Origin of the sequence: Bifidobacterium scaligerum, assembly GCF_002802865.1 — a bacterium.
Lineage (GTDB): Bacteria > Actinomycetota > Actinomycetes > Actinomycetales > Bifidobacteriaceae > Bifidobacterium > Bifidobacterium scaligerum.
Genome location: NZ_PGLQ01000001.1, coordinates 1 through 26,304, shown reverse-complemented (window position 1 = coordinate 26,304; position 26,304 = coordinate 1). Strand labels below are relative to the sequence as shown.

20 protein-coding genes are annotated in these 26,304 nt (G+C 57.9%); 5 read left to right on the top strand and 15 right to left on the bottom strand.

Annotated elements, in window-relative coordinates; all coding sequences use genetic code 11:
- Positions 1–41: 41 nt before the first annotated feature.
- Genes CUU80_RS00100 through CUU80_RS00090 form a run of 3 tightly spaced genes read left to right on the top strand, consistent with a single transcriptional unit; the run spans position 42 to position 5,846 of the window.
- On the top strand, positions 42–698 hold the full coding sequence (locus CUU80_RS00100) for a class I SAM-dependent methyltransferase (protein ID WP_100495343.1): 657 nt from the start codon (positions 42–44) through the stop codon (positions 696–698).
- Positions 688–4,833: an ATP-dependent RNA helicase HrpA gene (gene hrpA, locus CUU80_RS00095; protein ID WP_100495342.1), complete on the top strand. Its 4,146-nt coding sequence runs from the start codon at positions 688–690 to the stop codon at positions 4,831–4,833. The genes CUU80_RS00100 and hrpA overlap by 11 nt, the downstream gene beginning before the upstream one ends.
- Before the next feature lie 35 nt (positions 4,834–4,868).
- Positions 4,869–5,846: a LasA N-terminal domain-containing protein gene (locus CUU80_RS00090; protein ID WP_243388568.1), complete on the top strand. Its 978-nt coding sequence runs from the start codon at positions 4,869–4,871 to the stop codon at positions 5,844–5,846.
- A gap of 127 nt (positions 5,847–5,973) precedes the next feature.
- Here the strand turns inward: CUU80_RS00090 and CUU80_RS00085 are convergent, their stop codons facing one another.
- The 7 genes from CUU80_RS00085 to glnA form a co-directional block, all read right to left on the bottom strand.
- Positions 5,974–8,046 (bottom strand): glycoside hydrolase family 31 protein, encoded by a 2,073-nt coding sequence (locus CUU80_RS00085; RefSeq protein ID WP_100495340.1) that lies wholly within the window; start codon positions 8,044–8,046, stop codon positions 5,974–5,976.
- Between the two features lie 90 nt (positions 8,047–8,136).
- Complete coding sequence (locus CUU80_RS00080; RefSeq protein ID WP_100495339.1) at positions 8,137–8,952, bottom strand: carbohydrate ABC transporter permease; 816 nt, start codon at positions 8,950–8,952, stop codon at positions 8,137–8,139.
- Positions 8,953–8,957: 5 nt separating this feature from the next.
- The gene (locus CUU80_RS00075) at positions 8,958–9,881 is read right to left on the bottom strand and encodes a carbohydrate ABC transporter permease (protein WP_100495338.1); all 924 of its coding nucleotides are present in this window, start codon (positions 9,879–9,881) and stop codon (positions 8,958–8,960) included.
- Between the two features lie 193 nt (positions 9,882–10,074).
- The gene (locus CUU80_RS00070; RefSeq protein ID WP_100495337.1) at positions 10,075–11,253 is read right to left on the bottom strand and encodes an ABC transporter substrate-binding protein; all 1,179 of its coding nucleotides are present in this window, start codon (positions 11,251–11,253) and stop codon (positions 10,075–10,077) included.
- Positions 11,254–11,446: 193 nt separating this feature from the next.
- Complete coding sequence (locus CUU80_RS00065; protein WP_100495336.1) at positions 11,447–12,439, bottom strand: LacI family DNA-binding transcriptional regulator; 993 nt, start codon at positions 12,437–12,439, stop codon at positions 11,447–11,449.
- Positions 12,440–12,524: 85 nt separating this feature from the next.
- On the bottom strand, positions 12,525–13,763 hold the full coding sequence (locus tag CUU80_RS00060; protein ID WP_100495335.1) for an MFS transporter: 1,239 nt from the start codon (positions 13,761–13,763) through the stop codon (positions 12,525–12,527).
- Between the two features lie 248 nt (positions 13,764–14,011).
- Positions 14,012–15,349, bottom strand: a complete 1,338-nt coding sequence (gene glnA / locus CUU80_RS00055) for a type I glutamate--ammonia ligase (RefSeq protein ID WP_100495334.1) — start codon at positions 15,347–15,349, stop codon at positions 14,012–14,014.
- A 190-nt stretch (positions 15,350–15,539) separates the two neighbouring features.
- Here glnA and CUU80_RS00050 point away from each other — a divergent pair, with 190 nt between their 5' ends.
- The gene (locus CUU80_RS00050) at positions 15,540–16,979 is read left to right on the top strand and encodes a DUF2252 domain-containing protein (RefSeq protein WP_100495333.1); all 1,440 of its coding nucleotides are present in this window, start codon (positions 15,540–15,542) and stop codon (positions 16,977–16,979) included.
- Positions 16,980–17,227: 248 nt separating this feature from the next.
- Here the strand turns inward: CUU80_RS00050 and priA are convergent, their stop codons facing one another.
- The 8 genes from priA to CUU80_RS00010 form a co-directional block, all read right to left on the bottom strand.
- Positions 17,228–17,953: a bifunctional 1-(5-phosphoribosyl)-5-((5-phosphoribosylamino)methylideneamino)imidazole-4-carboxamide isomerase/phosphoribosylanthranilate isomerase PriA gene (priA, locus tag CUU80_RS00045; protein ID WP_100495332.1), complete on the bottom strand. Its 726-nt coding sequence runs from the start codon at positions 17,951–17,953 to the stop codon at positions 17,228–17,230.
- A gap of 109 nt (positions 17,954–18,062) precedes the next feature.
- Complete coding sequence (gene hisH / locus CUU80_RS00040; protein WP_100495331.1) at positions 18,063–18,710, bottom strand: imidazole glycerol phosphate synthase subunit HisH; 648 nt, start codon at positions 18,708–18,710, stop codon at positions 18,063–18,065.
- 166 nt (positions 18,711–18,876) lie between these two features.
- The gene (locus CUU80_RS00035; protein ID WP_100495330.1) at positions 18,877–19,668 is read right to left on the bottom strand and encodes a hypothetical protein; all 792 of its coding nucleotides are present in this window, start codon (positions 19,666–19,668) and stop codon (positions 18,877–18,879) included.
- Positions 19,668–20,270: an imidazoleglycerol-phosphate dehydratase HisB gene (gene hisB, locus CUU80_RS00030; RefSeq protein WP_100495329.1), complete on the bottom strand. Its 603-nt coding sequence runs from the start codon at positions 20,268–20,270 to the stop codon at positions 19,668–19,670. The genes CUU80_RS00035 and hisB overlap by 1 nt, the downstream gene beginning before the upstream one ends.
- 170 nt (positions 20,271–20,440) lie before the next feature.
- Positions 20,441–21,613: a histidinol-phosphate transaminase gene (locus CUU80_RS00025; RefSeq protein ID WP_100495328.1), complete on the bottom strand. Its 1,173-nt coding sequence runs from the start codon at positions 21,611–21,613 to the stop codon at positions 20,441–20,443.
- A gap of 124 nt (positions 21,614–21,737) precedes the next feature.
- Positions 21,738–23,135, bottom strand: a complete 1,398-nt coding sequence (hisD, locus tag CUU80_RS00020; RefSeq protein WP_165775760.1) for a histidinol dehydrogenase — start codon at positions 23,133–23,135, stop codon at positions 21,738–21,740.
- An 84-nt stretch (positions 23,136–23,219) separates the two neighbouring features.
- Positions 23,220–23,504, bottom strand: a complete 285-nt coding sequence (locus tag CUU80_RS00015; protein ID WP_100495327.1) for an acylphosphatase — start codon at positions 23,502–23,504, stop codon at positions 23,220–23,222.
- A 21-nt stretch (positions 23,505–23,525) separates the two neighbouring features.
- Entirely contained in the window at positions 23,526–24,986 is a 1,461-nt protein-coding gene (locus tag CUU80_RS00010; RefSeq protein WP_100495326.1) for a xylulokinase, read from the bottom strand.
- Between the two features lie 237 nt (positions 24,987–25,223).
- Between CUU80_RS00010 and CUU80_RS00005 the strand changes: the two genes are divergently transcribed.
- Entirely contained in the window at positions 25,224–26,051 is an 828-nt protein-coding gene (locus CUU80_RS00005; protein ID WP_100495325.1) for an aldo/keto reductase, read from the top strand.
- Positions 26,052–26,304: the final 253 nt, after the last annotated feature.

Sequence of the window (26,304 nt, the reverse complement as noted above, 5' to 3'; positions counted from 1 at the left end):
TGCGGCGAGTGCGGAAACGCCCCGCGGAAATGGAGTTGATGATGGCAGAGCAGTATTTCTCCGCGGATCCTTCGTCCAAGGACGTCAGGCGTACGCTGCACGTTTCGCTGCGTGGCCGTGACGCGCAGGTTCAGGTGTCCAACGGCGTCTTCTCCGGTTCACGACTGGATTTGGGCACTTCCGTATTGCTCAAGCATGCGCCGGAGCCGCCGCTGGCCGGCGATTTTCTCGATTTGGGCTGTGGCTGGGGTCCGATTGCCTTGACCTTGGCTGCGGAGAGTCCCGAAGCGAACGTATGGGCGGTGGATGTCAACGAACGAGCCTTGGAGCTGACGCATGGCAACGCACAGTCCAACAACTGTCCGAATATCCATGTCTCGCAGACCGATGAAACGGGTGCCTGTCTGCCCGCAGCGCAGCAGCCGTCGTTTGCCGCCGCCGTGCCTGCCGACACGACGTTCGATGTCATCTGGTCGAACCCACCGATTCGCATCGGCAAGGAGGCGCTGCACACTTTGCTGATGACTTGGCTGCCACGTCTCAACAATGAGGGTGCCGCCTATTTGGTGGTGCAGAGGAATCTGGGCTCTGATTCGCTGATTCCCTGGCTGGACGAGGCGCTGGGCGATGGATTCGCGGTAAGCAAATACGCCAGCTCCAAGGGCTTCCGTATTATTGAAGTCCGTCATGAAATATGAGTATCCCGTTGAACTTCCGGTTTCCGCCGCACGCGATGAGATAGCGAACGCGGTCCGGCATTCCCAAGTCGTTATTGTTTCCGGCCAGACCGGTTCCGGTAAGACCACCCAGTTGCCGAAGATCCTGTTGGAGCTGGGGCGTGGTACGCACGGCCGGCAGATCGTGCATACCCAGCCGCGTCGCATCGCCGCGCGTACCGTGGCCGAACGCATCGCCGCTGAAATGGACGTGCCGCTCGGCGCAGAAGTGGGCTATCAGGTGCGATTCACCGACGAGAGCTCCCCCAACACTCGTCTGCGCGTAGTTACCGACGGTATTCTTCTGGCTCAGATTCAACGCGATCCGAATCTGAGCCAATACGATACGATCATCATCGATGAGGCGCACGAGCGCAGCCTGAACATCGACTTCCTGCTCGGATATCTCACCGCGCTGCTGCCCCGCAGACGCGATCTGAAACTGGTAATTACCTCCGCGACCATCGACTCGGTGAAATTCCAAGAACATTTCGAGCATGCGCTGCACGAGAAGGTGCCAGTTATCGAGGTCTCCGGCCGCACATTCCCGGTGCAGGTGGTGTATGAGCCGCTGGGGACCGCTCCGGCGCTGATGCGCGAGGTGCCCGGCTTCGCTGTGGGAGCGCGCCCCGGTGACGCCGATTACGATGAGTTGGCGTCCGCGGTCGCGCAGTCCGAAGACCGCCCGCATTCAGGCAATGGACGCAGCAACGCCGGATATGCCGAAGACGGCATTACGGATATGCCCACCGCCGTGGCTCGTGCATGCGCCGAACTGGTGATTCATTCCTCGCACGAACGTGGAGCCCGTGACATTCTGGTCTTCGCTTCCGGCGAGCGCGACATCCACGAATTCGAGGCGGCATTGCGACACCATTACGGTCCGCGCGTGGAGGATATGCGCCGCCCGGATGCCATCGAGATCATGCCGTTGTTCGCCAGACTTTCGGCGTCCGACCAGCACAAGGTGTTTGAGCCTCATACGCATCAGCGCATCGTCATCGCCACGAACGTGGCTGAAACCTCGCTGACCGTGCCCGGCATCCGCTACGTGGTCGATCCGGGTACCGCCCGTATCTCCCGATATTCGAAGACCGCCAAGGTGCAGCGGCTTCCTATCGAACCGATCAGTCAGGCCAGCGCCGATCAGCGAAGCGGCCGATGCGGCCGTGTGGCGGACGGTATTGCGATCCGCTTGTATTCGCGCGAGGATTACGAGACCCGTCCGCGCTTCACCGAACCGGAGATTCTGCGTACCTCGCTGGGCGCGGTGGTGCTGCATATGCTTTCGGTGGGTGTGGCTCGCACCGCCGAGGACGTCACCAGTTTCGGCTTCATCGATCCGCCGGATATGAAAGCCGTATCGGATGGTTTCAATGAGCTCACCGAACTCAAGGCCATCGGACGCAAGCATGGCGAGGTGACGCTAACGCATATCGGTCGCCAGCTGGCGCGCATTCCCATCGATGTGCGTCTCGGTCGCATGGTTATCGAAGCGGCCCGCATCGGTTCGCCGAATACGTTGGCCGCCGTGCTGGTCATCGTCTCCTTCTTGAGCCTTCAGGATCCGCGGGAGCGTCCGGATGACAAGCGCGAGGACGCGGACCGCATCCATAACCGATACGCGGATGAGACCAGTGATTTTCTCACGGCTCTGAACATCTGGGATCGAGTGTTCCAAGCGGACGGCAATCCCAGCAACAACGCATTGCGCCGTATCTGCAAGACCGAATATTTCAGTTGGCTGCGTATGCGTCAGTGGAAGGATCTGGTCTCTCAGCTGACGCAGATGTGCCATGAGCTGAAGTTCAAGGTCGGAGAGCCGTTGCCGTCCTCCCGCCCCGGTTTGCAGATCCGTCAGCTTCCGTTGAATCAACAGGCCGCTCATTCGTTATGCTGTTCGTGGGATGCGGACGGTATCCACAAATCAATGCTTGCCGGCCTGCTGTCGATGATGGGCATGCAGGTGATTCGCGAACCGAAAGCCTCCGATTTCGCCGGTCTTACCGGGGCTGCTCGCGCTCGCGCGATGAAACGCGCGCAGAAACAGTCGAAAAACGAGTATCAGGGTGCCCGAGGCACTCGTTTCGCACTGTTCCCGGCCTCGGCAGTGGCCAAGAAGACACCCGCTTGGGTGATGAGCACGGAATTGGTGGAGACTTCGCGACTGTGGGCCCGTTATTCGGCAGCCATTGATCCGGCGTGGGCCGAGCCTTTGGCCGGCCAGTTGACGCGCACCACGTATGCGGAGCCTCATTGGTCCGCTTCCCGTGGCTCTGCGGTGGCCACGGCCCGCGTACTGCTGTATGGTTTGCCGATCGTGCAGGATCGCGCGGTGCAATGGGGACGCATCAATCCACCTGAGGCGCGTGATTTCCTGATTCGTCAGGGTCTGGTAGACGGCGATATCCAGCAGCGGTTCAGTTACGACGAGTTTGTCAACGGCAACCGCGATATTCTCGAAGATGCCGCTGATGACGCCAGCCGCACACGTCAGCTGGCTGACACCGTATCTGACGAGGATCTGTTCGACTTCTATAACGCGATCATCCCCGCAGATGTGACGTCCGTCGCCGATCTGGCCAAATGGTGGAAGCACGAGCATGACGAACATCCGGATCTGCTCACCTTCGACCCCGCCAAAGTGGAGCGCCTGGCGTCCAGCGAGTCGGTAAGCTTGGATGACTATCCCGATCACTGGCATACGCTCGGATCGGACGGTCAGCCTATCGATCTGCGATTGAGCTACGTCTACGATCCGGCCGATCCGGCCGACGGCGTCACGGTGCATGTGCCGTTGAAAGCCCTTTCACGTATCAGCCCGGAACAGTTTACCTGGAATGTGCCGGGTCTGCTGGATGAGCTGATTCTGTCGATGATCAAAGCGTTGCCCAAACAGTTGCGTGTGCAATTCGTGCCGGCCCCGGATGCCGCCAAGAAGATTCGCAACTGGATTGACGAACAGTATCCCGATCTTCCCGGTTCCGGCTCTCAGCAGAAGCCGAATCTGCCGCCAGTTGAGCAGGAGGGCGCAGATACCGCGCTCTGGCCTGATCTGGCGCATGTGTTCACACGGGCGGCCATCGCCACCGTGGGCGCGCAGATTCATCCTGAGGTGTTGGGACCGGAACTGGTCGAACGGCTCTCCCCCTATCTCAGGGTCACGTTTGCGGTGGAGCAGCAACTGCCGCCCAATCGCAACCAGCGAGGTCGTAGGCGTGCACGTGGCCCGGTCAAGGTATTGGGTACATCCAAGGATCTGAAGGCCCTACAGCGTACATTCGCCGAGCAAGCGGAGGCTTCCGCACGTCAGATGGTCAAGAAGCAGGCCGAACAAGCCGGCGAACAAGGCAAACTGGTGCAGCGGGCCAACCTGCTGCATAAGGCTGGTGCCACTACCGAGTCACGTGCCGTCATGTTGTGGCGTGGCGCACTGGATGCGTTGCGTCTGCCATCCGAACGTGTCTCTTCGCGTTGGTTGGGTGCCGAGGCGCTGATGTTGGCCTCGGCACCGTACAAGTCCACTGCCGACTTGGTCGAAGACCTGCAGCTGGCCGCCGTCAAACGTCTGCTGCCGAGAGTGGACACCCTTGCGAATGACGAAGCCTTGGCGAACGCCGTACTTGATGTACAGGAAGTGTATGAGGACACCGTTTATAAGGTGGCCCGTGACGTTATCGCCATCCTCAAGTCGTATGCCGAAGTAGACAAAGCCACGTCCGGCAAAGCTGATCTGCCGATGCTTTCCGTACTCCAGTCGATTCGCGATCACATCGCCACACTGGTCTACCCCGGATTCGTGGGCCGCACTCCCCCGGATGCGCTTACCTCGATCAGCCGATACCTCAAGGCTGATTTGAGCCGACTGAACAAGGCGAAAACCGACAAGAACCGTGACGTCAAGTGGGCTTGGCAGGCCGATGAAGCGAAACAGCTGGTGGATAAGGCCATGGCACACGCCAAGGCCGAACCTGCCGGCCCCAAGCATGAAGCGCTGATGCAGCAGGCCGAACAAGGCCGATGGATGCTTGAGGAGTTTTACGTGAGTCTGTGGGCGCAGGAACTCGGCACCAAGGGGCCGGCATCCTTAAACCGCATCAAAAAGGTTCTGGCATAGGGTTTCCGCTGATACACAACATAAGCAATCTCTCCATGGCACAGACGAAACAGCGGAAAACGCAACGGAAGGCACCACGTAAAACACCGCAGAAAACACAGCGGAGAAAATCACGTCAATCCTCACGTACAGCCACACGTCATCAGTCGTTGGCAAAACGGTGGCGTCGTGCATCATTATGGCAACGCATCAAAATCGTGCTGATTACAGTGGTGGCACTGGTCTGCACTGTGGCGCTGGTAACGGGAACCATATGGTTTGTCGAATGGCGGCATTCGGTACAGGCGGCCGAGGCTCGCCAGTTGCAGCTTGCGCAGGACTATGGTTTCAACCCGGGCAACATCATCTCCGACGGCCAGTTCTTCAACGGCAACGCGATGAGCGAATCGGAAGTGCAATCGTTCCTTGACGAACAGGGGGCGGCATGCACTGACGCGAGTTGCCTGAAATCAAAAACCTTTGACACCACTGATCAGCCGGCCGATGCATACTGCAATGCCTATGAGGGCAAGAAGGGTGAGAGGGCGGCGGCCATCATCGTCAAATCGGCCAGAGCATGCGGGATCAGTCCCAAGGTGTTGCTCACCGTAATGCAGAAGGAGCAGCATCTGGTCACAGCCACCAACGTCACCGATTTTCAATATCAGGCGGCGATGGGGCTAAGCTGTCCGGATAGCGCCAACTGTGATCCGAAATACGCCGGCTTCTTCCGCCAAGTGTACGGAGCCGCGCAACGGTATCAATATTATGTGGCCCACGAAAGCCAGTACGGATACCAAGCAAAGACGTTGAATTACGTGCAGTATCATCCGAATGCGGCTTGCGGCGGCACCGAGGTGTACATCGAGAACAAAGCCACCGCATTGCTGTACATCTATACGCCCTACCAGCCGAATACTGCGGCGCTGGCCGCCGGCAACGGCGAGGGTGATTCCTGTTCCAGCTACGGCAACCGCAATTTCTCGCTGATCTACACCAGCTGGTTCGGTACAGCTCGCTCGTCGAGCAGTTGAACACGCGTCAGCGTGCCAATACATCACACTGCGCCACATATGACAAGACCGTACCGGCAGGGACGAACCGGTACGGTCAGGTGTTATCGGTCAGATCGTGCGTTGGACACAGCGATCTGAAGGTGGTTTACAGTGCTCCTGCAAGTCCATGATCATGGCCGTTGCGTGCGAACACCGGCACCGAGTCGAGCGGCGCATTCGCCGTGATCGTCTGGCCGGCGGCGTACACGGCGCCGTCACGCAGGTCAGTCCAGCTTGTCTCGCCGTCGCCGGGCAGGTACACTTCGCGGGAGCGTGCGCCTTCCTCGACCACGGGAGCGACCAGCAGATCCGCTCCGAGCATGTATTCGTCGGCGATATCCGCGGCGGCGGCATCGTTCGGGAATTCGAAGAACAGGCCACGAATCAGAGGATGCCCGCTCTCGTGGGCTTCGGCGAACAGCTCACGCATGTAGTCACGCAGACGTTCACGCACGTTGATGAACTTGACCATGATGCGTTCGATGTCCTCACCATAGCTCCACGGCTCGTTGTCCGCGCCGGAGGGAGAACGATGCTCACCGGCGGCGTTCGTGATGGTCTCCTTCATCGTGCCGTCCGGCTGGAGTGCCGAGCGATCGCCGTGGTTGCGCATCACCGGGGAGAAGCAGGAGAACTGGCACCAGCGGGCCAGCAGTTCCTTGAACGAATCGCTGTTGATGTCGCCGTCGTGGAAGCCGCCCATATCGGTGGTGAACCACGGGATGCCGGCCATGCCCATGTGGATGCCGCAGGTGATCTGCGCCTTCAAATCGGCGAAAGTGGAGCCGACGTCGCCGCTCCAGACCAGAGCGCCGTAGCGCTGGGAACCGGCCCAGGCGCAACGGGTCAGGTTGACGATCTCGTCCGTACGTCCGTATGCCGCCTGCCCTTCATAGAAGCCGCGGTTGTATTCACGAGGATAGACATTCGCCACCTGCTGGTTGGGGCCGGCATAGTAACGATAATTCTCGAAATCGTAGGTGCCGTATTCAGGTTCAGCCTCGTCCAGCCAGAATGCGTCAATGCCCAGGTCAGCGTAGTTGGCTCGGCACTTGTTCCACACATAGTCGCGGGCTGCCGGGTTGGTGGCATCGAAGAACTGGCTGGGGCCTTCGAACATCATGCCGATGTCCTGTCCTCGGTCGGCGCGTACCAGCAGATTGTTCGCCTTCATCTCGGCGTAGTTCTCCGAAGCAATGGCGACCTGCGGCCACACGGAGGCCATGACCTTGACGCCCATCTCGTGCAGTTCGTCGCACATGGCCTTCGGATCGGGCCAGAATTCCTTCTCGAAGCGGAAGTCGCCCATGTACGGCCAGTGGAAGAAGTCAATGACGATGAGGTCCAGCGGAATGTTGCGCTTCTTGAAGCCGCGTGCCACTTCAAGCAGCTGCTCCTGATTCCAGTAGCGCAGCTTGCACTGCCAGAAGCCCAAGCCCCATTCGGGCATCACAGGCGCATGACCGGTGGCGTCCGCATAGTGTTCCATGATCACGGCCGGCGTAGAGCCCACGGTGATCCAGTAGTCGATCTGTCTGGTGGCGTCAGCCTTCCATTCGGTGCGGTTCTTGCCGAAGGTCACCGAGCCGACAGCCGGATTGTTCCACAGGAAGCCGTAGCCAGCTGAAGAGACGACAAACGGCACGGATGCCTGGGAATTGCGATGGGCGAGTTCCAGCGTGCATCCCTTCAGATCCATAACGTTCTGCTGGTATTCACCCATACCGTACAGTCGCTCATCTGTCGGTGCCTCGAACGACACCGTCACGGCGTGATCGCCGCCGATAATCGGCTTGAACCGGCGGGCATGCAAGTCCAGCGAACCACCGCGCGCCGATTCGCGGAACAGCGGCGTGCCATCCGCCTTGAAGAAGCTCAGCTCGCAACGAGGTTCCTCATAGCCCGCACCACCGTAAACATCGTAAGAGGCCTCAGCCTTGACCACGATACCGCCATTGCGCAGCTCGGCGGTGGAATGTTCCTCATCGATATGCACCGATACGGCATCGGGATCCTGCTTCGGGTTATCCAGCAGCGCCCATTCGGGATTCTCCACCTCGTGCATTTGCGCCGAGCGAACACGGATCGAATCGTCGCCCCACGGTTCGATGCGCAGGTATTCGCCGTCGCCGGTCCAAGTCAGGGCATGGCCGTCGGTGTGGAAGGTAAGCAGTGTCATGTAAGTCTCCTTTGACGTTATCGATATGATGACGTTGTCGTGTTTGTCTATATGGATGCGAGCCTCAAATTCAGCTCGCATCCCATGTTATCAATCCTTGATGGCACCGGCGGTCACACCGGCAGCCACATATTTCTGAGCCACGATGAGCAGCAGTGCGGTAGGCACCGAAGCCAGCACGGCCGTGGCCATCATCGGGCCCCATTCCTGATTCTGCGATCCGATGAAGTCGTAGATACCCATCGTGATCGGGCGCATCTTGCCGCCGCCGGAATCAAGTGTGGAAGCAAACATGAAGTCGCTCCATGCCCACAGGAAACTGAACAGCGAAGTGGTGACGATGGTGTTGCGGCTCAGCGGAATCACAATTCGAGTGAATACGGTCCACTGGGATGCGCCGTCGATCTGCGCGGCTTCGATCAGCGAGCGCGGCATGCCGGTCATGAATCCTGTCAGCAGCATCACCGCGAACGGCACCGCGATGGTGGAGTCGGCGACGATCAGGCCGGGCAGGGTGTCCAGCAGATTCAGATCGCTGAAGATCTGGTAGAAGCCGAGCGCCATGACCACGGCGGGAATCATCTGGGCTACGATCAGCAGGAAGTTGAGGGTCTTACGCCCCTTGATATGCAGGATGGCCAGTGCATACGAGGAAGGAAGGGCGATAAGCAGGGTCACGATCACACAGCCGAGCGCGATGATCAGTGACGTACCGAGGTATGGCAGCTGCGAGTTGAACGCGGCGGTGTAGTTGTCCAGCGTGAAGTCCATCGGGACAAGGTCGCCGGAGCGGATGGAGCGACGCTGGGTGAAGGAGATATTGATCATCCAGTAGACAGGGAAGAGCATGATCAGCGTCAGCACGATGCCGATTGCGGTTTTCCACCAAGTTGAACGATGCTGCATGTCGATTACCTCTCTTCCTCTTTGCCCTGCGCCCACAGATAGATCAGGGCGAAGGCGAGCGCCACCAGAATCAGGATCGTGCCGACCACGGAGGCTTCGGAATACTTGATGGTTGCGGAAGTGCCCTTGCCGAAGGCCATCTCATAGGCCCAGGTGGCCAGCGTGCGGGAGGTGCCGGTGCCCTTGGTCATGATCCAGATGATGTCCACGGTGCGTAGCGTGTAGACGAAGCCGAGCAGGAGGGTGATCATCGTAACCGGCTTGAGCAGCGGGAAGGTGATCTTCCAGAAACGCTGCCATGCGTTGCAGCCATCCAACGAAGCCGCCTCGTACAGATCGCCGTTGATGTTCTGCAAACCGGAGTAGAGGATCACGAGATTGAACGGAATGCCCAGCCAGATGTTGGCGATGATCACGGCCCATAGGGATTTGTCGGCCTGCAGCCACCAGACCGGATCCAATCCGAATACACCGAGCAGGTTGTTGACCAGACCACTGTCCGCGTCCATCATCCACTGCCAGATGGTGCCAGAGATCATCGGCGGCAACAGCCACGGCACGAGGAACGCACCGCGCAAACCGGCGGACAGTTTGAAGTTCTGGTTGAAGAATACGGCCAAAGCCAAACCGATCGAGTATTGGAACACGATGGAAAGCACCACGAAGATCAGGGTCTGGCGCAGCGTGGTCCAGAATTCAGGGGTGGACACGACCTCTTTGTAGACGTCAAGTCCGGTCCAAGGAGCTTCTCCGGTGACGAAGGTACGACGGGTGTAACGGTGCAAGCTCATCGAGATGTTCTGGACCAACGGGGAGACATAGAACACCAGCATGTAGATGATGAGCGGAGCGGCGAATCCGATGGCCGCCCAAGTGGTTGGTTTGATGCGCTTGGCCGGCTTGGGCGCATGCGTTTGTGTGGTTGACATTATGCCGCCTATCGTGAAACAAAAATCGAAAAACGGAAAAGAATCCGAACAAGAGAACGTCGTCAGTGACGTGAACAAGGAAGGTGCCCGGCACCGGCTAGAGGAAGCGGCTCGGAGCCGGGCACCCGGAGGAGGAAGGAGAAAGGAAGAGAGAAAGATGGTGGACCGGCCGGATTGCTCCGGCCTTTGAGGATCAGGCCTTGTTCAGAGCGGCCTGCAGATCCTCGGAGAGCTGAGCGGAGATGTCCTCGTACTTGAGGCCAACGTCAGTGGTGCGGCCAGAGGCGCTTTCCACGATCTTGACCCACGGCTTCCACACCTCGTTCTCCTTGACCTGCTCGGCGCGCACATCGCTCTTGGCGGCCAAGTAGACCATTTCGTCGTTCAGGGACTTGAGGTTGTCGCCGTCCACGAGGCATTCGATGACCTTGACCGTTGCGGCCAGCTTCTCGTCGCTCATGTTCTTCTGGGTGGGGATGGTGATGAACTCACCACCGGTCGGCACCGGGGCGACGCCGCCATCCTTGCCGGGAATCGGGATCATCTCGTAGCCTTCCTGGGCTGCGGATTCAGCCTGCCAAGAGCCGTTCTCGGAGAAGCCGTACTCGCCGGTGAGGAAGAGATCCCATGCAGCGGACTGGTTGTCGGTAGCCACGGACTTCGGAGCCCAGCCCTTCTGCACCCAGCCGGAGACCAGATCAAGTGCATCCTGCTCGGCGGTGGAACCGGAAGCGTCCGCCAGCTTGCCGCCCGCACCCCAGAACCAGGGCAGGAACTGGAAGGTACCTTCCTCGCCGGAGATGCCGGCGAAGGTGATGCCCTTGAATCCGGCGTTCACGACCTTCTCGATTGCGGCGTTGAGGGAATCCCAATCGGTAATGGAGGCCGGGTCCACACCCGCCTTCTGCAACACGGTCGGGTTGTAGTACAGGCCGAGGGCATTGGAACCATAGGAGACGCCGTACTGCACGCCGTCCACGATGCCCGGGCCTTCGATGTTTTCGTCGTATCCGGAAACGTCCACGCCGGCGGCCTTGATATCCGTGACCAGACCGGCATCGACGGCAGTCGGCATCTTCGGGTTATCGATGAGCGCGATTTCAGGGGCGTTGTTCGCCTTCACGGCAGTGGTGAGGTTGTTCAGCAGATCGGACTGCGCGTAGCCGACACGCTTGACGGTGTATCCGTCGGGAGCACACTTCTCCACGAAGGCTTGCCAGGAGCTGTCGGCCGTCTTCTGCGGGTACGGATCCCAGAATTCGATGGTTTTGTCATCCTTGGCAGACGAGGAACCGCCGCAGGCGGCCAAGCTCATCACGGCGGCGGCCGCGACCACGAAAGCAAGGGCACGACGGGAAGTTGAATTGGTCATCTCTTGATTCCTTTCATCGCCACGCAACACTGCGTGCAACAATATTTCCAGAACAATCGCATAGAGCTCGAACGCTTGTCCTGATTTCGTTTAACCGGTTCAACAGTTACTAAATATACACCACGAATCATCCAAACGCAAATTAGTGTAACGAATTAACCATTGCCGCCGGCGACTGTTAGCGCTAAACCCGTTATGGCTCAATCACTAGAGGAAAATCAAACAACACCTCAGCCTTCGGCGCGTCGCGATTGGCGACCCGTGACATCAGCAGTTGCATCGATGCCTTCGCCAGCTGCCCGACGTCGGTCTGCACCGCGGCAAACGGTATTTTCATCGTAGTGACCAGCTGCTTGGGGAACACGGTGACCACGCGTAAATCATCGGGCACTCTGATATCCAATTGCGCGAATGTACGTGGGCCGACTATGGTGGCGGGCTCGTTGTAAATCACCATCGCCGTGGATTGCGGGTATGCATCCAGAGCCTGTTCGATGATCTGCGTCGGATCGGCGTTGTCATCATCCGGGCTGACTGCATGCACGACAAGCCCGTGACGATCGGCTATGGCCATTATCGAATCATAAAAGCGCAACGCAAAGCCCAGGCGACGTTTGAAAATCTGCTTCGACCACAGCACCAACGTGATTTCGGCATGGTTTTCCGACTCCAGAAAATCGATGATATTTTCCGATTCTTTGACGAAATCGGAATCAACGACATCAAGGCCAAAAGAATCCTTTGGAGAGCCGAACACCACGGTCGGCATGTTCATTTTCGCGGCGATGCGCATACGAGGATCGTCATCGCGCACATCCATCAGAATGAATCCATCCACCTTGCGGGAATTCCATGCCTTGAGCATCGCCTCGGCACCATCATCGTTGCCGATGAACAACGTATCGTAACCATATTGTGCCGCGCATTCCGACATCAAATACACATGCAGACCGAACAGCCCCGAAAGATAATTGCTGTGGTAGGCCGGAGAGACAATGCCGAACGTTTTGGTTTCGTTCGCGGACAACGCACGTGCCGCATGATTGACCGTATACCCCAGTTCCTTGACCGCTTTGCGAACCTTATTCGCCGTCTGTTCGGTGATTCTCGGGTCGTTCGACAATACGTACGATACGGTCGCCTTCGAAACTCCCGCTGCCCGGGCCACATCCGATATATTGACCATGGGGAACGCCTTTCACCTGCATAACAACGCTGTTTATGCCCGCTACTTTACCGGCATATGCGTTGACTCACCTGCACGACTCGCGTCAACGTTCCAGATGATGCCCCACATAAGGACGCATCGCCATGGTGACGACCATACCCAGCAACGCGAATACAGCGCCCACCGGCCCCAGCCAAGTCAATCCCAGATGGTCGTTCGCCAGACCGCCCACAGCCGAACCGACGGCGATGCCGATGTTGAAGGACATTGAATTGAGTGACGAGGCGAGATTCATCGAACCAGGGTGGGACTGTGCGGCCACATCCATGTACAGCACCTGAGACGAAGCGTTGAAGTGGTACATCAGCAGACCCAGAACCACCAGCAGGGCCGCGCCATACAGTGGAATCCAATGGACCAGCGCCAGCGAGCACAGCAATACCGCATGGATCAGATACACCCAGCGCAAGTGGAACAATGGCTCCACTCCCCTGCCATGCTCGGCGAGTCTTCCGGCGGTCAGGTTACTGCACAGACAAGCCACGCCATAGATCACCAGGCCAAGGCTGACATACTGCTCGGGCAGATGTACTTCGTCGCGCATAATCGGCGTCAGATACGTATAGAACACGTAGCTGGCCGCGGCACCGAACACTACGGCCAGCACGCCCAGATGAATACGTCGATCGAAGAACAAGCGGAACTGGGAAAGGAATCCCACCTGTACGATATGGCTGTTGCGCGGCAGGACGGTGAACATCGCGATCAGCAACACCACGGTCAGCAGATTGATGATATGGAAGGTCCAGCGCCACCCGAACGCATTGGCCACGGCCGTGCCGATCGGCACGCCCACTACGGAGGCGATGGAGAATCCCGAGAACACCCATGCGATGAATTTGGTGCGGTAGCGCTCATGCGTCACATCCGGTGCGAATGTCATGGCGATGGCCACCAACGTGCCGGAAACGGATGCGATGATCAGTCGGGCGATCAGCAACACCGGATAGTTCGGAGCGAACGCGCACAGCACATTGCCGAGAAGGAATACGCTCATCAGTGTCAGATAGGTAACGAACCGAGGGAATCGAGCGCTTAATGCCGATCCGAGCGGCGTACACGGCGCGTATACGAATGCGAAAATGGCCACTAGATTGCCGACCGTCACCTCGGAAACCTGAAGTCCCGCCGCAATATCCGGCAAAATGCCGACAACCACAAACTCACTCATGCCGAGCATGAAGCTAGCGAAGATCAAAATGTTGACCGGCAGTGTGAAGAATCGATCCTCGCGCACGTCGCCATGCGGTGCCTCGGATGCGGGCGTCTGCGTATTGGCCATGGTAGAGGCTCCTTCAGTGCTCGTGTTTACCGAGTTGCATGGTATGCGCCAACGTCTACAAACGCTGCGCCGGAGACACGCTGATAGCCCCGCCCCCTCCAACAGCCCCTCCCGTAGATGAAAACGAGTCCGCAGCATGGGTCCGCGGCCTATATGTGAAGTGGCTCTCCTCAGTATCCGAGGAGAGCCACTTCACATCGCATGGTATCGGTTTGACCAAATATCGGTTTGGCCAAAGGGCAGGCCGGTCACAACCTAGGCAGATACTTCTTCAACTCAAACGGCGTGACCTGCTGGTTGTATTCCTCCCACTCCTGATGCTTGTTGTCCAGGAAGTAGCCAAAGGCATGCTCACCGAGTACTTCCGCCACGAAATCGGACTTCTCCATAACCTTCAACGCCTCGTCCAGCGAACGCGGCAACGGCTGGATGCCCATGGCTTGACGTTCGCCGTCGGTGAGCTCCCAGACATCATCGCTGGTGGGCTCGCCCAGCTGCATCTGCTTGTCGATGCCATCAAGGCCGGCGGCCAGCAGCACCGAGTACGCCAGATACGGGTTGGCCACCGGATCGAGCGCACGGAACTCCATGCGCGCGGAGTTGCCCTTGCCCGGCTTGTACTGCGGGATGCGCAGCAAAGCGGAACGATTGTTATGGCCCCAGCAAATGTAGCTCGGTGCCTCGTTGCCGCCCCACAGACGCTTGTACGAGTTGACGTACTGATCGGTGACGGCGCAGATTTCCGCAGCATGGTAGAGGATGCCGGCCGCAAACTGACGGGCCGTCAGGGACATGTTGAATTCCTGACCGGCCTCATAGAAGGCATTGGAATCCCCCTCGAACAAGCTCAGATGCGTGTGCATGCCGGAGCCGGGAGCGTCGGCCAAAGGCTTGGGCATGAAGCTGGCATGGATGCCGCGCTCCAGCGAGATCTCCTTGACCACCGTACGGAAAGTCATGATGTTGTCGGCCGTGGTGAGCGCGTCTGCATACCGCAGATCGATCTCGTTCTGGCCGGGGCCCGCCTCATGGTGCGAGTACTCCACCGAGATGCCCATCTGTTCGAGCATGTTCACGGTGGCACGACGGAAATCCATGCCTGGGCTGCGCGGCACATGATCGAAGTAGCCGCCCTCATCAATCGGCGTGGGAGCCTTGGACCAGTCGTCCTGACTTTCGAACAGATAGAACTCGATTTCCGGGTGCACGTAGAACGTGAACCCCTTTTCCTTGGCTTTGGCGAGCGCACGCTTCAGCACGTGACGAGGATCGCCGAGCGAAGGCTCGCCGTCCGGGGTCAGAATATCGCAGAACATGCGCGCGGTACCTTGCGGACCGCCACGCCAAGGCAAAATCTGGAACGTGGAGGGATCGGGCTGAACGATCATATCGTCTTCGGAGATTCTGGTCATGCCTTCGATGGCGGAACCGTCGAAACCAAGCCCCTCTTCGAATGCGGCCTCCAGTTCAGCTGGCGCGATGGCCACGGACTTCAATGTTCCCAACACATCCGTGAACCAAAGACGAATGAAGCGCACGTCGCGTTCTTCGACCGTGCGCAGCGCAAACTCCTGCTGTTTATCCATAACTGCCTATGGTTCCATAGTCGTGTTACGTTCAGCGTTAACATCTCACGCTTGTCCTGTGCTCTCTTTCGCTCAACCTTTCATGCAAGCGTCTTCTGTTGCCGTATCAAGGCGTGTACTGTACACCGAATTCTCGGCATCAGAGGCTCCAGTGTCTTATCACAACTGTTCGGCGTTACAGTTATAGATTATGAGCGAAGATCATCTGGCCCCGTCCGCAAACCCACCCATTGATGTGACCAGCTGGAAGCAGGCTGTTAATCCTCGCGACCGTTCGCGAGCCGGCATTGCGGCGCGTAACTCGGCACCGCTGGAATCACATGCCATCTGGCAGGTGCGCGAAGGCCGGCGTGAAGCCATCAGCTTGCTGGAGGAACAGTCCGCAATTCGTGTACCGGAATTGGTTCCATTGCGCTATAAGCGCATGAGCGTAAGCCCGTTCACGTTCTACCGCGGCACGGTGCTTATCATGACCAACGATCTGGCTTCCACGCCGGTTACCGGCATTCCTGTGCAGTGCGTGGGCGATGCGCATATCGGCAACTTCGGCATCTTCCGTTCTCCTTCCGCCCGTCTGGTGTTCGACATCAATGATTTCGACGAAACCGCCATCGGACCGTGGGAATGGGATTTGAAACGCTTGGCTGTTTCCGTGGAGATTTGCGGGCGGGCCAATAAGTTGAAGACCAAAGATCGCCGTGCCGCGGTGTTGCAATGCGTACGCACATACCGCGAGCGCATGAAATGGTTCTCCGAAATGGACTATCTGGATGCCTGGTATGAGCATCTGGATGTTGAGGAAACATTGGATCGGTTCGAAACCAGTGGTTCCAAACGCAGCCCCGTATTGCGAGAAGCCGCGATGAAGGCATTGCTGAAGGATAACGATGCGGCGGCCGCCAAGCTATGCCGGTATGAGGGCGGCAAGCTACGGTTCAAGTCCAATCCTCCGGAGTTGGTGCCGATCAACGAGCTGCAGGAGTATGCCGATCCCGAGGCGCTGCAGGCACGTATCAGCACTCTGCTCGAAAGCTATAAGCATTCCCTGTACGACGACCGCCGAATGGTGTTCGACCATCTGCGGTATCAGGACTCCGCCCGCAAGGTGGTGGGCGTCGGCTCGGTTGGTCAGCGCGCATGGACGTCGGTATGGATCGCCCGCGATATCAACGATCCGATGATGTTGCAGATGAAGGAAGCCACATATTCCGTGCTTGAACATTACTGCGGTGCTTCCCGTTACGCCACACATGGCGAGCGTGTGGTGCAGGGGCAAAAACTGATTCAGAATACCGCCGATGTACTGCTCGGATGGTCGAGCTTCATCGCCGAGGATGGCCGTAAACGCGATTATTACGTGCGTCAGCTGTGGAACGGCAAGGGATCGATCAACATCGACAATCTCAACGCTTCGGGGTTAAGTGATTTGTCGCGCATGTGCGCTTGGTCGCTGGCTCATGCGCATGCCCGCACCGGCGATTCCATCGCCATCGCCAATTACATGGGCGGCACCGATGAGTTCGACCAAGCCATCGCCTCGTTTGCGGTGAGCTACGCCGAGCAGAATGACGAGGATTACGCAGTATTCAAGAAGCTCATCAAATCCGGCGAGCTGCCGTGCGCCAAATAGTGGTAGTTGGGAGTCCTGACACATGGTTTCCCGAGAGGAAAAGGTCCTTTCGAGAATTTACCGCACTGACGGTTGCTCAGCGCAACTTATTCTCGGAAACAGCCCACTGCGCGAGAATTTATTGCGCTAACGGCCGTTCAACGCGGTAAATTCTCGAACATAGGGACCATTTCGAGAATTTACCGCGCCAATAACTTCAGGAGGCTTCAAACGCCGACAAATTGAGGGAATGTATCGGCACTGTAGTTTTACTTCGCCACTTCCAGTGCTTCCTGCAGCGTGAAGGCACGAGCGTACAAGGATTTACCGAGAATCGCTGCGTCCACGCCCAAATCGGCCAGTGTCTTAATGGCTTGAAGATCATCAAGCTTTGAGATGCCGCCGGATGCCGTCACCTTGGCGTCGGTACGTTCAGCCACTTCGCGCAGCAGTTCGATGTTCGGACCGGACATCATGCCGTCCTTGGCCACGTCGGTCACCACATAGCGCGAGCAGCCCACGGAGTCAAGGAACTTCATGGTTTCGAACAGATCTCCGCCTTCACGGGTCCAGCCGCGTGCGGCCAACGTATGTCCACGCACATCGAGGCCGACAGCCACGCGATCACCATACTTCTTGATCACCGACGCGGTCCAATCCGGATTCTCCAATGCGGCCGTGCCGATGTTCACGCGAGCGGCACCCGCCTCCAGAGCAGCTTCCAGCGAATCATCGTCACGCACGCCACCGGACAGTTCGATGTTGACCTTGTCACCCAGTTCATGCACGATCTCACGCAGCTGGTCACGGTTGTTGCCTGTACCGAAAGCAGCGTCCAGATCAACCAGATGAATCCACTCGGCACCGGCCTCAACCCACGTACGAGCCGCCTCGAACGGTGAACCGTAATCGGTTTCGGAGCCAGATTCGCCCTGACGAAGGCGCACGGCCTTGCCATCGCGAACGTCAACGGCGGGGAGCAGCGTCAAAGACATGAGAACAACCTTTCTGTACTTCTGTAACAATCACGAACAATCACATATCACCGCTGCATTGACTCAAGCGCCACCGCACGGTTTTCGGCAAACACAGCAGCTGGATCGATCAGAACGTAGCGATCCAATTCTTCAGCAGTTGAGCGCCGGCATCTCCGGATTTTTCCGGATGGAACTGCGTGGCGGACAACGGCCCATGCTCATAGGCGGCGACAAAACGCGAACGTCCATATTCGCACCAGCTCACATGCTCCGTCGCGTCTGCGAAATCGATCTCGAATCGAGCGGTATCCGCGGCACTCACTGCCATCGCGGCATATGAGTGCACGAAGTAGAATCGCTCCTGTTCCACGCCCTTGAGCAGAACGGAGCCGGGGGCCGCGTCAACGGTATCCCAGCCCATATGCGGCACCACATCGGCATCCAGCAAATCGACTGAGCCACCGATCAGGCCTACGCCTTCGGCATCGGCACCATGTTCATGACCATGTTCGAACATGATCTGTTCACCCACGCACACACCGAGTACCGGTCGGCCGGCACGGATGCGATCGTAGATCACCCGATCTCCATCCACTTGTTTCAGGCCATCCATGCAGGCCGCGAACGCGCCGACTCCGGGCACCACCAGTCCGTCGGCTTCAAGTGCCTGACGGTAGTCAGAGGTGAGTGTGGTGTCCACTCCCAAGTTGGATAGCGCACGCACCATGGAACGCACGTTGCCGAAACCGTAATCGAAGACAACAGCCGTGGTCATTGTCTTGGTGCCTTTCTCTTCGTGTTCGTAGTCTGCTGTAATCGTCAACGTATGTTCGACAACGCAGCAGAATAATTATCCGATTGATTGGTCAGCGTGAATATGCAAGATCCGTAGAATTCTTACCATCCATAGAGTCTGCAAAGCTTACGGAATCGATGCAGCACTACTCGATACGGCTGCCCCGTCCGCCACGACCACGTTTGGTATGGTCAGCCAGAATCTGCATAGCTTGATCATGACTCAGGCTTGCGGAATCCACTACTTCGAATCCTTGGGTCCTCAGCTGAGGCAATGTCACTATGCCCAACATCAGATCCTCCACGAACCGAGGAGTGGAGGTAAACAGCACCGGCGGCGCAAAGCTTTGCCCAGCTTCACCCTGCACATACATGGTCACTTCAAGTTTGTCGGCACGATTGACTGCCAAAATAACCGCCATACCGGAAACGACAGTGGTCAAATCCTTGGCTGCGGCCTCAGGGCCGTCACCATCAAGATTCTTCAACACCGCGACGGCCCCCTGATTGGAACCGATGCAGGATGCGGCGATATCCGACAGCTGGCAGAACGCGGCCAGCAGATCTGCGGAAGCTACACGTGTAACCAGCAATGCGGTTTTTGCCCGGTTGCCGAGCAATCCGGCCAACTCGTTTTCAAAACCATCCGAGGGGTCCACCACATCGGCCATGGCCTCGTTGACAGCGTCTGCCACTGACGCGGCATCGAGGTCATCCGCGCTAGCATCGGTCGTATCAGATGCGGCATCCCCAGTTTGGGAATCGGCTTGTGTCGACGGTTGTTCTGATGCCGACTGATCAGCGAATTCCTGCTCGAAACCAGCCAAAGCCGCCTCCAGCTCCTCGTCGGAGAAATGCGACTCATCGTCTGCATTGAATTCCGAATCAGAGCCGCTGCCGACACCACTGCTGTTGATATCATCGTCGTTTGCGGACATCACAAAGCCCCCTTGGTGCTGGGAATCAGTCCCTCAATACGGGGATCGGGCTCAATGGCGAAACGCAATGCGCGCGCCAAGGCTTTGAATTCAGCTTCGGCGATATGATGCGGGTCACGGCCGGCAAGCACCTGCATGTGCAGACAGATACCGGCATGGAACGCAATGGACTCCATGACATGACGCACCAATGAGCCAGTGAAATGACCGCCCATCATGCAGTATTCATAACCTTCCGGCTCGCCGCTGCACACGCAGTAGGGGCGGCCGGAGATGTCCACCACAGCCTTGGCGAGCGCTTCATCCAAAGGCACGGTGGCATCGGCAAAGCGACGAATGCCGCGCTTGTCTCCCAAAGCCTGCTTGAGTGCCTCGCCGAATACGATGGCCGTGTCTTCCACGGTGTGATGCACGTCGATATCGGTGTCGCCATGAGCGTGGATCTTCAGATCAATCAGCGAATGCTTACCGAGCGCGGTCATCATATGGTTATAGAACGGCACCGAGGTGTCGATGTCGGTCTGCCCGGTACCGTCGAGATTCAGTTCGAGATCAATATGCGATTCGCTGGTTTCACGGACGATATGTGCGGTGCGCGCCATGTCATCCCTCCTTCTTGTAAAGATCATTCGATATGTAGCGGCAGCGGAAAGGCAGCGGACAATGCATGCTGAAGAACCCACCCATCAAACGCCTGCCGCAGTCCATCAGGCCGTTGGTCTCCTGCAACTTGGGTGCCATGGCTTTCCGCCTGGACCCGAGCAGGCTTGAGTCACTTGGCCTCGACGATACGCAACGTTTCAGCAAGCGCGTTGCGGAACTGTTCCATCTCCTCGTCGGTGCCCATGCAGACGCGTAGCCAGCCATCGGGCCCCACCACACGGATGAGCACGCCACGTTTGAGCAGTTCGTCGAAGATAGCGTCGCGATCGTCGAAGTGACCACCGAACAGCAGGAAATTTGATCCGGATTCGGCCACTTCGAGCGACTGTCCTTTATACGTTTGTGCCTTGAGCCATTCGGCCGTGGCTTCGCGTGTTTCACGCAAGTGTTCCACGCGGCTCAGCTGTTCGTCGGTATGTTCAAAAGCAGCCAAAGCAGCGGCTTGGGTTACGGCGGACAGGTGATACGGCATACGCACGATACGCACGCAGTCGATGATGCCTTTGGACGCAGCCAGGTAGCCTACGCGCGCGCCGGCAAAAGCGAACGCTTTGCTCATGGTTCGACTGACAGCAAGATTCGGATGGTCCTTGATCAGGGAAACCGCGCTTGGCGTACCGGGCTTGCGGAACTCGACATACGCTTCATCGATTACCAGAATCGGATGTACGCCTTCGGGCGCTCCAGCCACTTCCGCAGTTTCGCAAGCGGCAAGAATACGTTCAATGTCTTCCATCGGCAACGGGGTACCAGTCGGATTGTTCGGACTGGTGAGCAGCACCATGGAGGGCTTGACCTCGTGAATGGCCTCGATGGTCTTGTCCACGTTCAGCGTGAAGTCAGCGTTGCGATGCGCCAATTTCCAACCGGTGAATGTGTCGCGCGCATATTCCGGATACATGGAATAGGTGGGGTCGGCACCCAAGGCGGTACGGCCCGGGCCGCCGAATGCCTGGAACAGCTGAAGCATAATCTCGTTGGAACCATTGGCACCCCACAGCTCATCCACATCCAGACGGGTGCCGGATTCGCGGGCCAAATAGTCGCTGAATGCCTGTCGCAAGGCGATATGCTCACGGTCGGGGTAACGGTTGAGCGTCGGCGCAATCTCCAGCACACGCTTGGCGATGGTCTCACATACCGCCGGATCTGGCGCATACGGATTCTCGTTGACGTTCAGGCACACCGGTACGTCGAGCTGCGGCGCGCCGTAGGGTTCCTCGCCGATCAGATCGTTGCGCAGCGGCAGATTTGCCGGAATCGCGTTCGTTGCTTCAGTCATTGCTCTTCCCATTACCTTTCATATTCCTGACTCCTCTTGTGGTGCATCATCATCACAATCTCATTGCTTGCCTGATGACGGTGTTCCAGTAAGAGGAGCCAAGATATAACTGTCTCAAGTCGGTTCAGCGCAGGCCGGCTTCAATCTCCTGCTCGCGCAGAGTGGCCTTGTCGTACGGATCCTTCACGAAACGACTCAGCACACACTCGCCATGAGCGGGCAGATCCTCCGAAACGGCGAAGGCGTTGATACGTGCGGCAAGAGCCTTCAGGCCTTCTTCGTCGTATTCGATAACTTCGACCGGTTTCATGAACGTGTGCACACCGAGGCCTGCAGCGAAACGAGCAGTGCCGCCGGTGGGCAGCACATGGTTGGAGCCGGACATGTAATCGCCCAGCGGCACTGGAGAATAGGGGCCGCGGAAGATGGCACCCGCGTTCTTGATGCGCTTGACTACAGCATCCGCGTCTTCGGTCTGGATTTCCAAGTGTTCGGCGGCATACGCGTTGGCGGCATCGATGGACTGATCAAGACCATCGGTCAGCACGATGGCGGACTGGGTGCCGGACAAGGACGTGTGTACGCGCTCGGCATGCTCGGTCTTCGGCACACGGTAGTTGAGGTTCTCCTGAACCTTCTCAGCGAGCTCAGGGGAATCGGTGAAGAGCACGGAACCGGCGAGCTCGTCATGCTCGGCCTGACCGATCAGATCGGCGGCAAGCAGGCTCGGATTCGCGGTCTTGTCTGCGATGATGCCGATTTCGGTGGGGCCGGCCACGGCATCAATGCCCACGAATGCGGAGACCAAGGATTTTGCGGTGGCGACGAAAATATTGCCCGGGCCGGTGATCTTGTCAACCGGATCGCACAACACGTCGCCGTCCTGCGGTTCGCTGCCCTTGGCACCGTAAGCGAACATGGCGATGGCCTGTGCACCGCCGACCGCGTACACCTCGTCAACGCCGAGGATGGCGCAGGTGGCGAGGATGGTCTTATTCGGCAGACCCTTGTCATTATCGCGGGCAGGCGGGGTAGCGATGGCCAGGGATTCGACGCCGGCAGCCTGCGCCGGCACGGCGTTCATGATCACGGAAGACGGGTAGACAGCTTTGCCACCGGGCACGTACAGGCCAACACGCTGAATCGGAATCCAACGTTCGGCAACGCGAGCGCCGGGAGCCAGATCCGTGTGGAAGTCCTTCGGCACCTGATTGGCGGCCACGGCACGGGCGCGACGCACGGATTCCTCGATGGCGGCGCGAACTTCGGGGTCGAGCGTGGTCAGCGCATCGGCAATGGCTTCAGCCGGCACACGCAGGTGCTCAGGGCGCACGTGATCGAATTTCTCCTCGAAGTCACGCAGGGCGGCGGCACCGCGCTCCTTGACATCCTCAAGAATCGGACGCACCAGATCAGTGGCTTCGGAAGTGCCCATTGCGGCACGCGGCATCGCGGCCAGCAGTTCGGCGCGGGACAGTTTTTGACCACGAAGGTCGATAATTCGCATGATGTTCTCGCTCATAACGCCTCATCGTAGCAACGTAAAGCCACGAAGCGCCTTGAAACGCTCACTTTCACCCGTATCGTGAGATATCACGCTGTTTCGTCAGTCAGCATGAACAGAAAAACTACTTGGCATACCATTATCTACTGCCATATCGGTTATCTTTACCTGTTCCACTTCAGCCCACCGAGGCCCTTGCCGCATTGCCAACACAAAGTCTTCCACGGATTCACGGCTTCCCTGCACATCAGCCTCGACGGAACCGTCTCGACGATTACACACCCATCCGGCAACGCCGAGTTTGCGAGCCTGCATTACCGCGAAATACCGGAAACCGACGCCTTGAACCAATCCTGTGACGATAATACGTTTATGCACCATGCTCATTAATACTGCCCATATTTGTCGTTAACGCATATTCCGCAAAGTCGGATATAGCTTGAGGAACCTCACATAACATTCGTCGTATGCACGTACGGCTGCTGGGCTTGGCACGTAGGTTGTGGTTTCGGCGATATTCTCGACCAAATCGGGATGCCTGAATACCAGCGAAGCGAGCGCCACTGCCGGCAGAATATCGGCGTTGGCATATACGTCGATGGGATGGGCCAGCACGTCGGCAAGGATTTGACACCATGCGCTTTCGCGAGCGCCGCCGCCGATCAGGGATATGGAGACCGGCGCGGCGGCAAAGCTTTCCATGCCTTGCCGAATCGAGAACGCCACGCCTTCCAGTGCCGCTCGTGCCATATCCGCTTGCGTGGTGTCCGGCGTGATGCCAACGTAGGCACCGCGAATTGTCGCGTTCATCACCGGGAACCGCTCCCCCACCAAGTACGGCAGGCAGAGCACGCCGTTGGCGCCGGGCGTCGACGAGGCAATCAACTGATGTGCCTCGGCATAATCGCCGCCGGCGAATACGCCGGTCACCCATTTGTGTACGTCACCGGCATTGAGGAACGGCACCGCGTTCACGAATCCTGATGCCACGCCGAACTTCAGGTTCGCAGCGCCAGGCTTATTGGCGAACGGATCGGGCGATACGGTGGCAATCCAACCGGATGTGCCGATATTGATGTTGTATTGTCCGGGCTGGGCAACACCGCTGGCAAATGTGGTGGCACCGGCGTCGCCAATGCCGACATATACCGCAGTGCCGGTGGCAAATCCAGTAAGTGCCGCAGCCGCTGCAGTCACAGCGCCGATGCGGTCCTGTGGCTTATGCAGCTCAGGCAGTACCGCGATATCGATGCCTGCGGCTTCACACAGTTCCGTATTCCATTGCCCTTCGCGAATGTTCATGGCGCCGGCTGTTGAGCATGCCGCCACATCACCAATGCACGTACCGGTCAGCTGTGCGATGAGATAATCCTTCGAACTGATCAGCACATGGTGCACACGTGCGAACAGGTCAGGCTCATGATCGCGCAACCACATGAGCTTCGGCAATGGCAGGCATCCTTCCAGCCGATTGCCCACGGTCTCCAAGAATCGTGCCGCACCACCTTGATACGCATTGCCGAGCTGCTCGGCTTCAGCATCAGCACGACCATCTGAATATAGGATCGCATTACATACCGGCTGGAACTTGGCATCCAACGCGATGACATCCTGCATCTGTCCGCTGAAGATGATGCCGGCAATCTGCATGGCACTGAACCCGGGATCATATTCCTGTGCTTGCGCCAGCATCGCTTGGGATACCTTGCAGAATGCCTGCCACCATTCATGTGGATCCTGCTCGCGGAAATCACGATTGATAATCAGTGTCAAATCACTGCTGGCACTGGCAACGATCTGTCCGTCTTCAGCCACCAGCGCACCTTTCAGTGCTGTGGTTCCCGAATCAAATGCTGCAACATATCGCATAAGCCAACCTCTTCCTGTATGCCCGCATCACTGTGCCACGTAAACGTCACATCTCCTCGGCTCCCCCCTGTCAGGGGAGCTGTCCGAGCAAAGCGGACTGAGGAGTAGTCGCACTGGCAATGAGACAATGACGCGTCACAACCATTTCATCAGCTATCTGCTGATGTTGCTTTGTTCAGCTGTTCTGCTTCGTAGAATAGCTCAGGAACGTATTGACATTGAGTTAAGCGAGGCATTATGGCGATTCAATCGACGATTACCCTCAACAATGGCACGGTGATTCCTCAGGTTGGTTTGGGTGTATTCCAGACTCCTGATGGCGAAACCACCATCAATGCAGTGCAGACGGCACTGGAGAACGGCTACCGTCACATCGATACGGCGATGATCTACCGCAACGAGGCTTCCGTAGGCGAAGGCATTCGCCGTGCCGGCGTGCCGCGTGAAGATTTCTTCCTGACTACCAAGCTTTGGAATGATGACATTCGCGCTCACCGTGGCTTGGATGCATTCCAGGAAAGCTTGGATCGTTTGGGGCTGGATTATGTGGATCTGTATCTGATTCATTGGCCGACGGACGGTTGGCAGCAGGCTTGGGATGATCTGCAGGAGATTTACCAGTCCGGCCGCGCCAAGGCGATTGGTGTGAGCAACTTCCAGCAGCACCATATTGAGGAGCTGCTGAAGAACAGCGATGTGGTGCCTGCGGTCGATCAGATTGAGTCCTCCCCGCAGTTCACCAATCAGGAGCTGATTGATTTCCTTGCCGGCAAGGGCATTCATACTGAGGCATGGAGTCCGCTGGGTGGCACCGGCGGCAACCTGTTGGGCGAGCCGGTGCTTGCTGAGATCGGCGCGAAATACGGCAAGTCCGCCGCTCAGGTGGTGATTCGTTGGCATGTCCAGCGCGGCATCGTCGTGCTGCCGAAGTCCATGCACGCCGAACGTATCAAGCAGAACTTTGATGTGTTCGACTTCAACTTGACGCCTGAGGATATGGCTGCGGTCACCGCGCTGAACACCGGCAAGCGCAATGGTGCCGACCCGGACAACTTCGATTTCTGATAAGGCTTGCACAATAAGCTAGAACCGTTCATCCAATTAATTGGCCTGCTATCAATCAGTTGCAATTAATTGGATGAACGGTTCATTGGTTTTCTCTACATGGAGTCGGTAGGTCTTTGGCAGTGTCCGTCCCCTCTGCCGGGCCAAGACCCGCGCATAGGAGCGTGCGGAATATGAAAAGAGGGGGAGCCTGTACAGGCTCCCCCTCACAAGAATAATGCGGCGGCGTGCTACTCTCCCACACCCTATCGAG

What these genes read in the sequence shown, in the direction of transcription:
- CUU80_RS00100 (WP_100495343.1), top strand. Translation starts at nt 42, where the DNA reads ATGGCAGAGCAGTATTTCTCCGCGGATCCTTCGTCCAAGGACGTCAGG.
- hrpA (WP_100495342.1), top strand. Translation starts at nt 688, where the DNA reads ATGAAATATGAGTATCCCGTTGAACTTCCGGTTTCCGCCGCACGCGAT.
- CUU80_RS00090 (WP_243388568.1), top strand. Translation starts at nt 4,869, where the DNA reads ATGGCACAGACGAAACAGCGGAAAACGCAACGGAAGGCACCACGTAAA.
- CUU80_RS00085 (WP_100495340.1), bottom strand. Translation starts at nt 8,046, where the DNA reads ATGACACTGCTTACCTTCCACACCGACGGCCATGCCCTGACTTGGACC.
- CUU80_RS00080 (WP_100495339.1), bottom strand. Translation starts at nt 8,952, where the DNA reads ATGCAGCATCGTTCAACTTGGTGGAAAACCGCAATCGGCATCGTGCTG.
- CUU80_RS00075 (WP_100495338.1), bottom strand. Translation starts at nt 9,881, where the DNA reads ATGTCAACCACACAAACGCATGCGCCCAAGCCGGCCAAGCGCATCAAA.
- CUU80_RS00070 (WP_100495337.1), bottom strand. Translation starts at nt 11,253, where the DNA reads ATGACCAATTCAACTTCCCGTCGTGCCCTTGCTTTCGTGGTCGCGGCC.
- CUU80_RS00065 (WP_100495336.1), bottom strand. Translation starts at nt 12,439, where the DNA reads ATGGTCAATATATCGGATGTGGCCCGGGCAGCGGGAGTTTCGAAGGCG.
- CUU80_RS00060 (WP_100495335.1), bottom strand. Translation starts at nt 13,763, where the DNA reads ATGGCCAATACGCAGACGCCCGCATCCGAGGCACCGCATGGCGACGTG.
- glnA (WP_100495334.1), bottom strand. Translation starts at nt 15,349, where the DNA reads ATGGATAAACAGCAGGAGTTTGCGCTGCGCACGGTCGAAGAACGCGAC.
- CUU80_RS00050 (WP_100495333.1), top strand. Translation starts at nt 15,540, where the DNA reads ATGAGCGAAGATCATCTGGCCCCGTCCGCAAACCCACCCATTGATGTG.
- priA (WP_100495332.1), bottom strand. Translation starts at nt 17,953, where the DNA reads ATGTCTTTGACGCTGCTCCCCGCCGTTGACGTTCGCGATGGCAAGGCC.
- hisH (WP_100495331.1), bottom strand. Translation starts at nt 18,710, where the DNA reads ATGACCACGGCTGTTGTCTTCGATTACGGTTTCGGCAACGTGCGTTCC.
- CUU80_RS00035 (WP_100495330.1), bottom strand. Translation starts at nt 19,668, where the DNA reads ATGTCCGCAAACGACGATGATATCAACAGCAGTGGTGTCGGCAGCGGC.
- hisB (WP_100495329.1), bottom strand. Translation starts at nt 20,270, where the DNA reads ATGGCGCGCACCGCACATATCGTCCGTGAAACCAGCGAATCGCATATT.
- CUU80_RS00025 (WP_100495328.1), bottom strand. Translation starts at nt 21,613, where the DNA reads ATGACTGAAGCAACGAACGCGATTCCGGCAAATCTGCCGCTGCGCAAC.
- hisD (WP_165775760.1), bottom strand. Translation starts at nt 23,135, where the DNA reads ATGAGCGAGAACATCATGCGAATTATCGACCTTCGTGGTCAAAAACTG.
- CUU80_RS00015 (WP_100495327.1), bottom strand. Translation starts at nt 23,504, where the DNA reads ATGAGCATGGTGCATAAACGTATTATCGTCACAGGATTGGTTCAAGGC.
- CUU80_RS00010 (WP_100495326.1), bottom strand. Translation starts at nt 24,986, where the DNA reads ATGCGATATGTTGCAGCATTTGATTCGGGAACCACAGCACTGAAAGGT.
- CUU80_RS00005 (WP_100495325.1), top strand. Translation starts at nt 25,224, where the DNA reads ATGGCGATTCAATCGACGATTACCCTCAACAATGGCACGGTGATTCCT.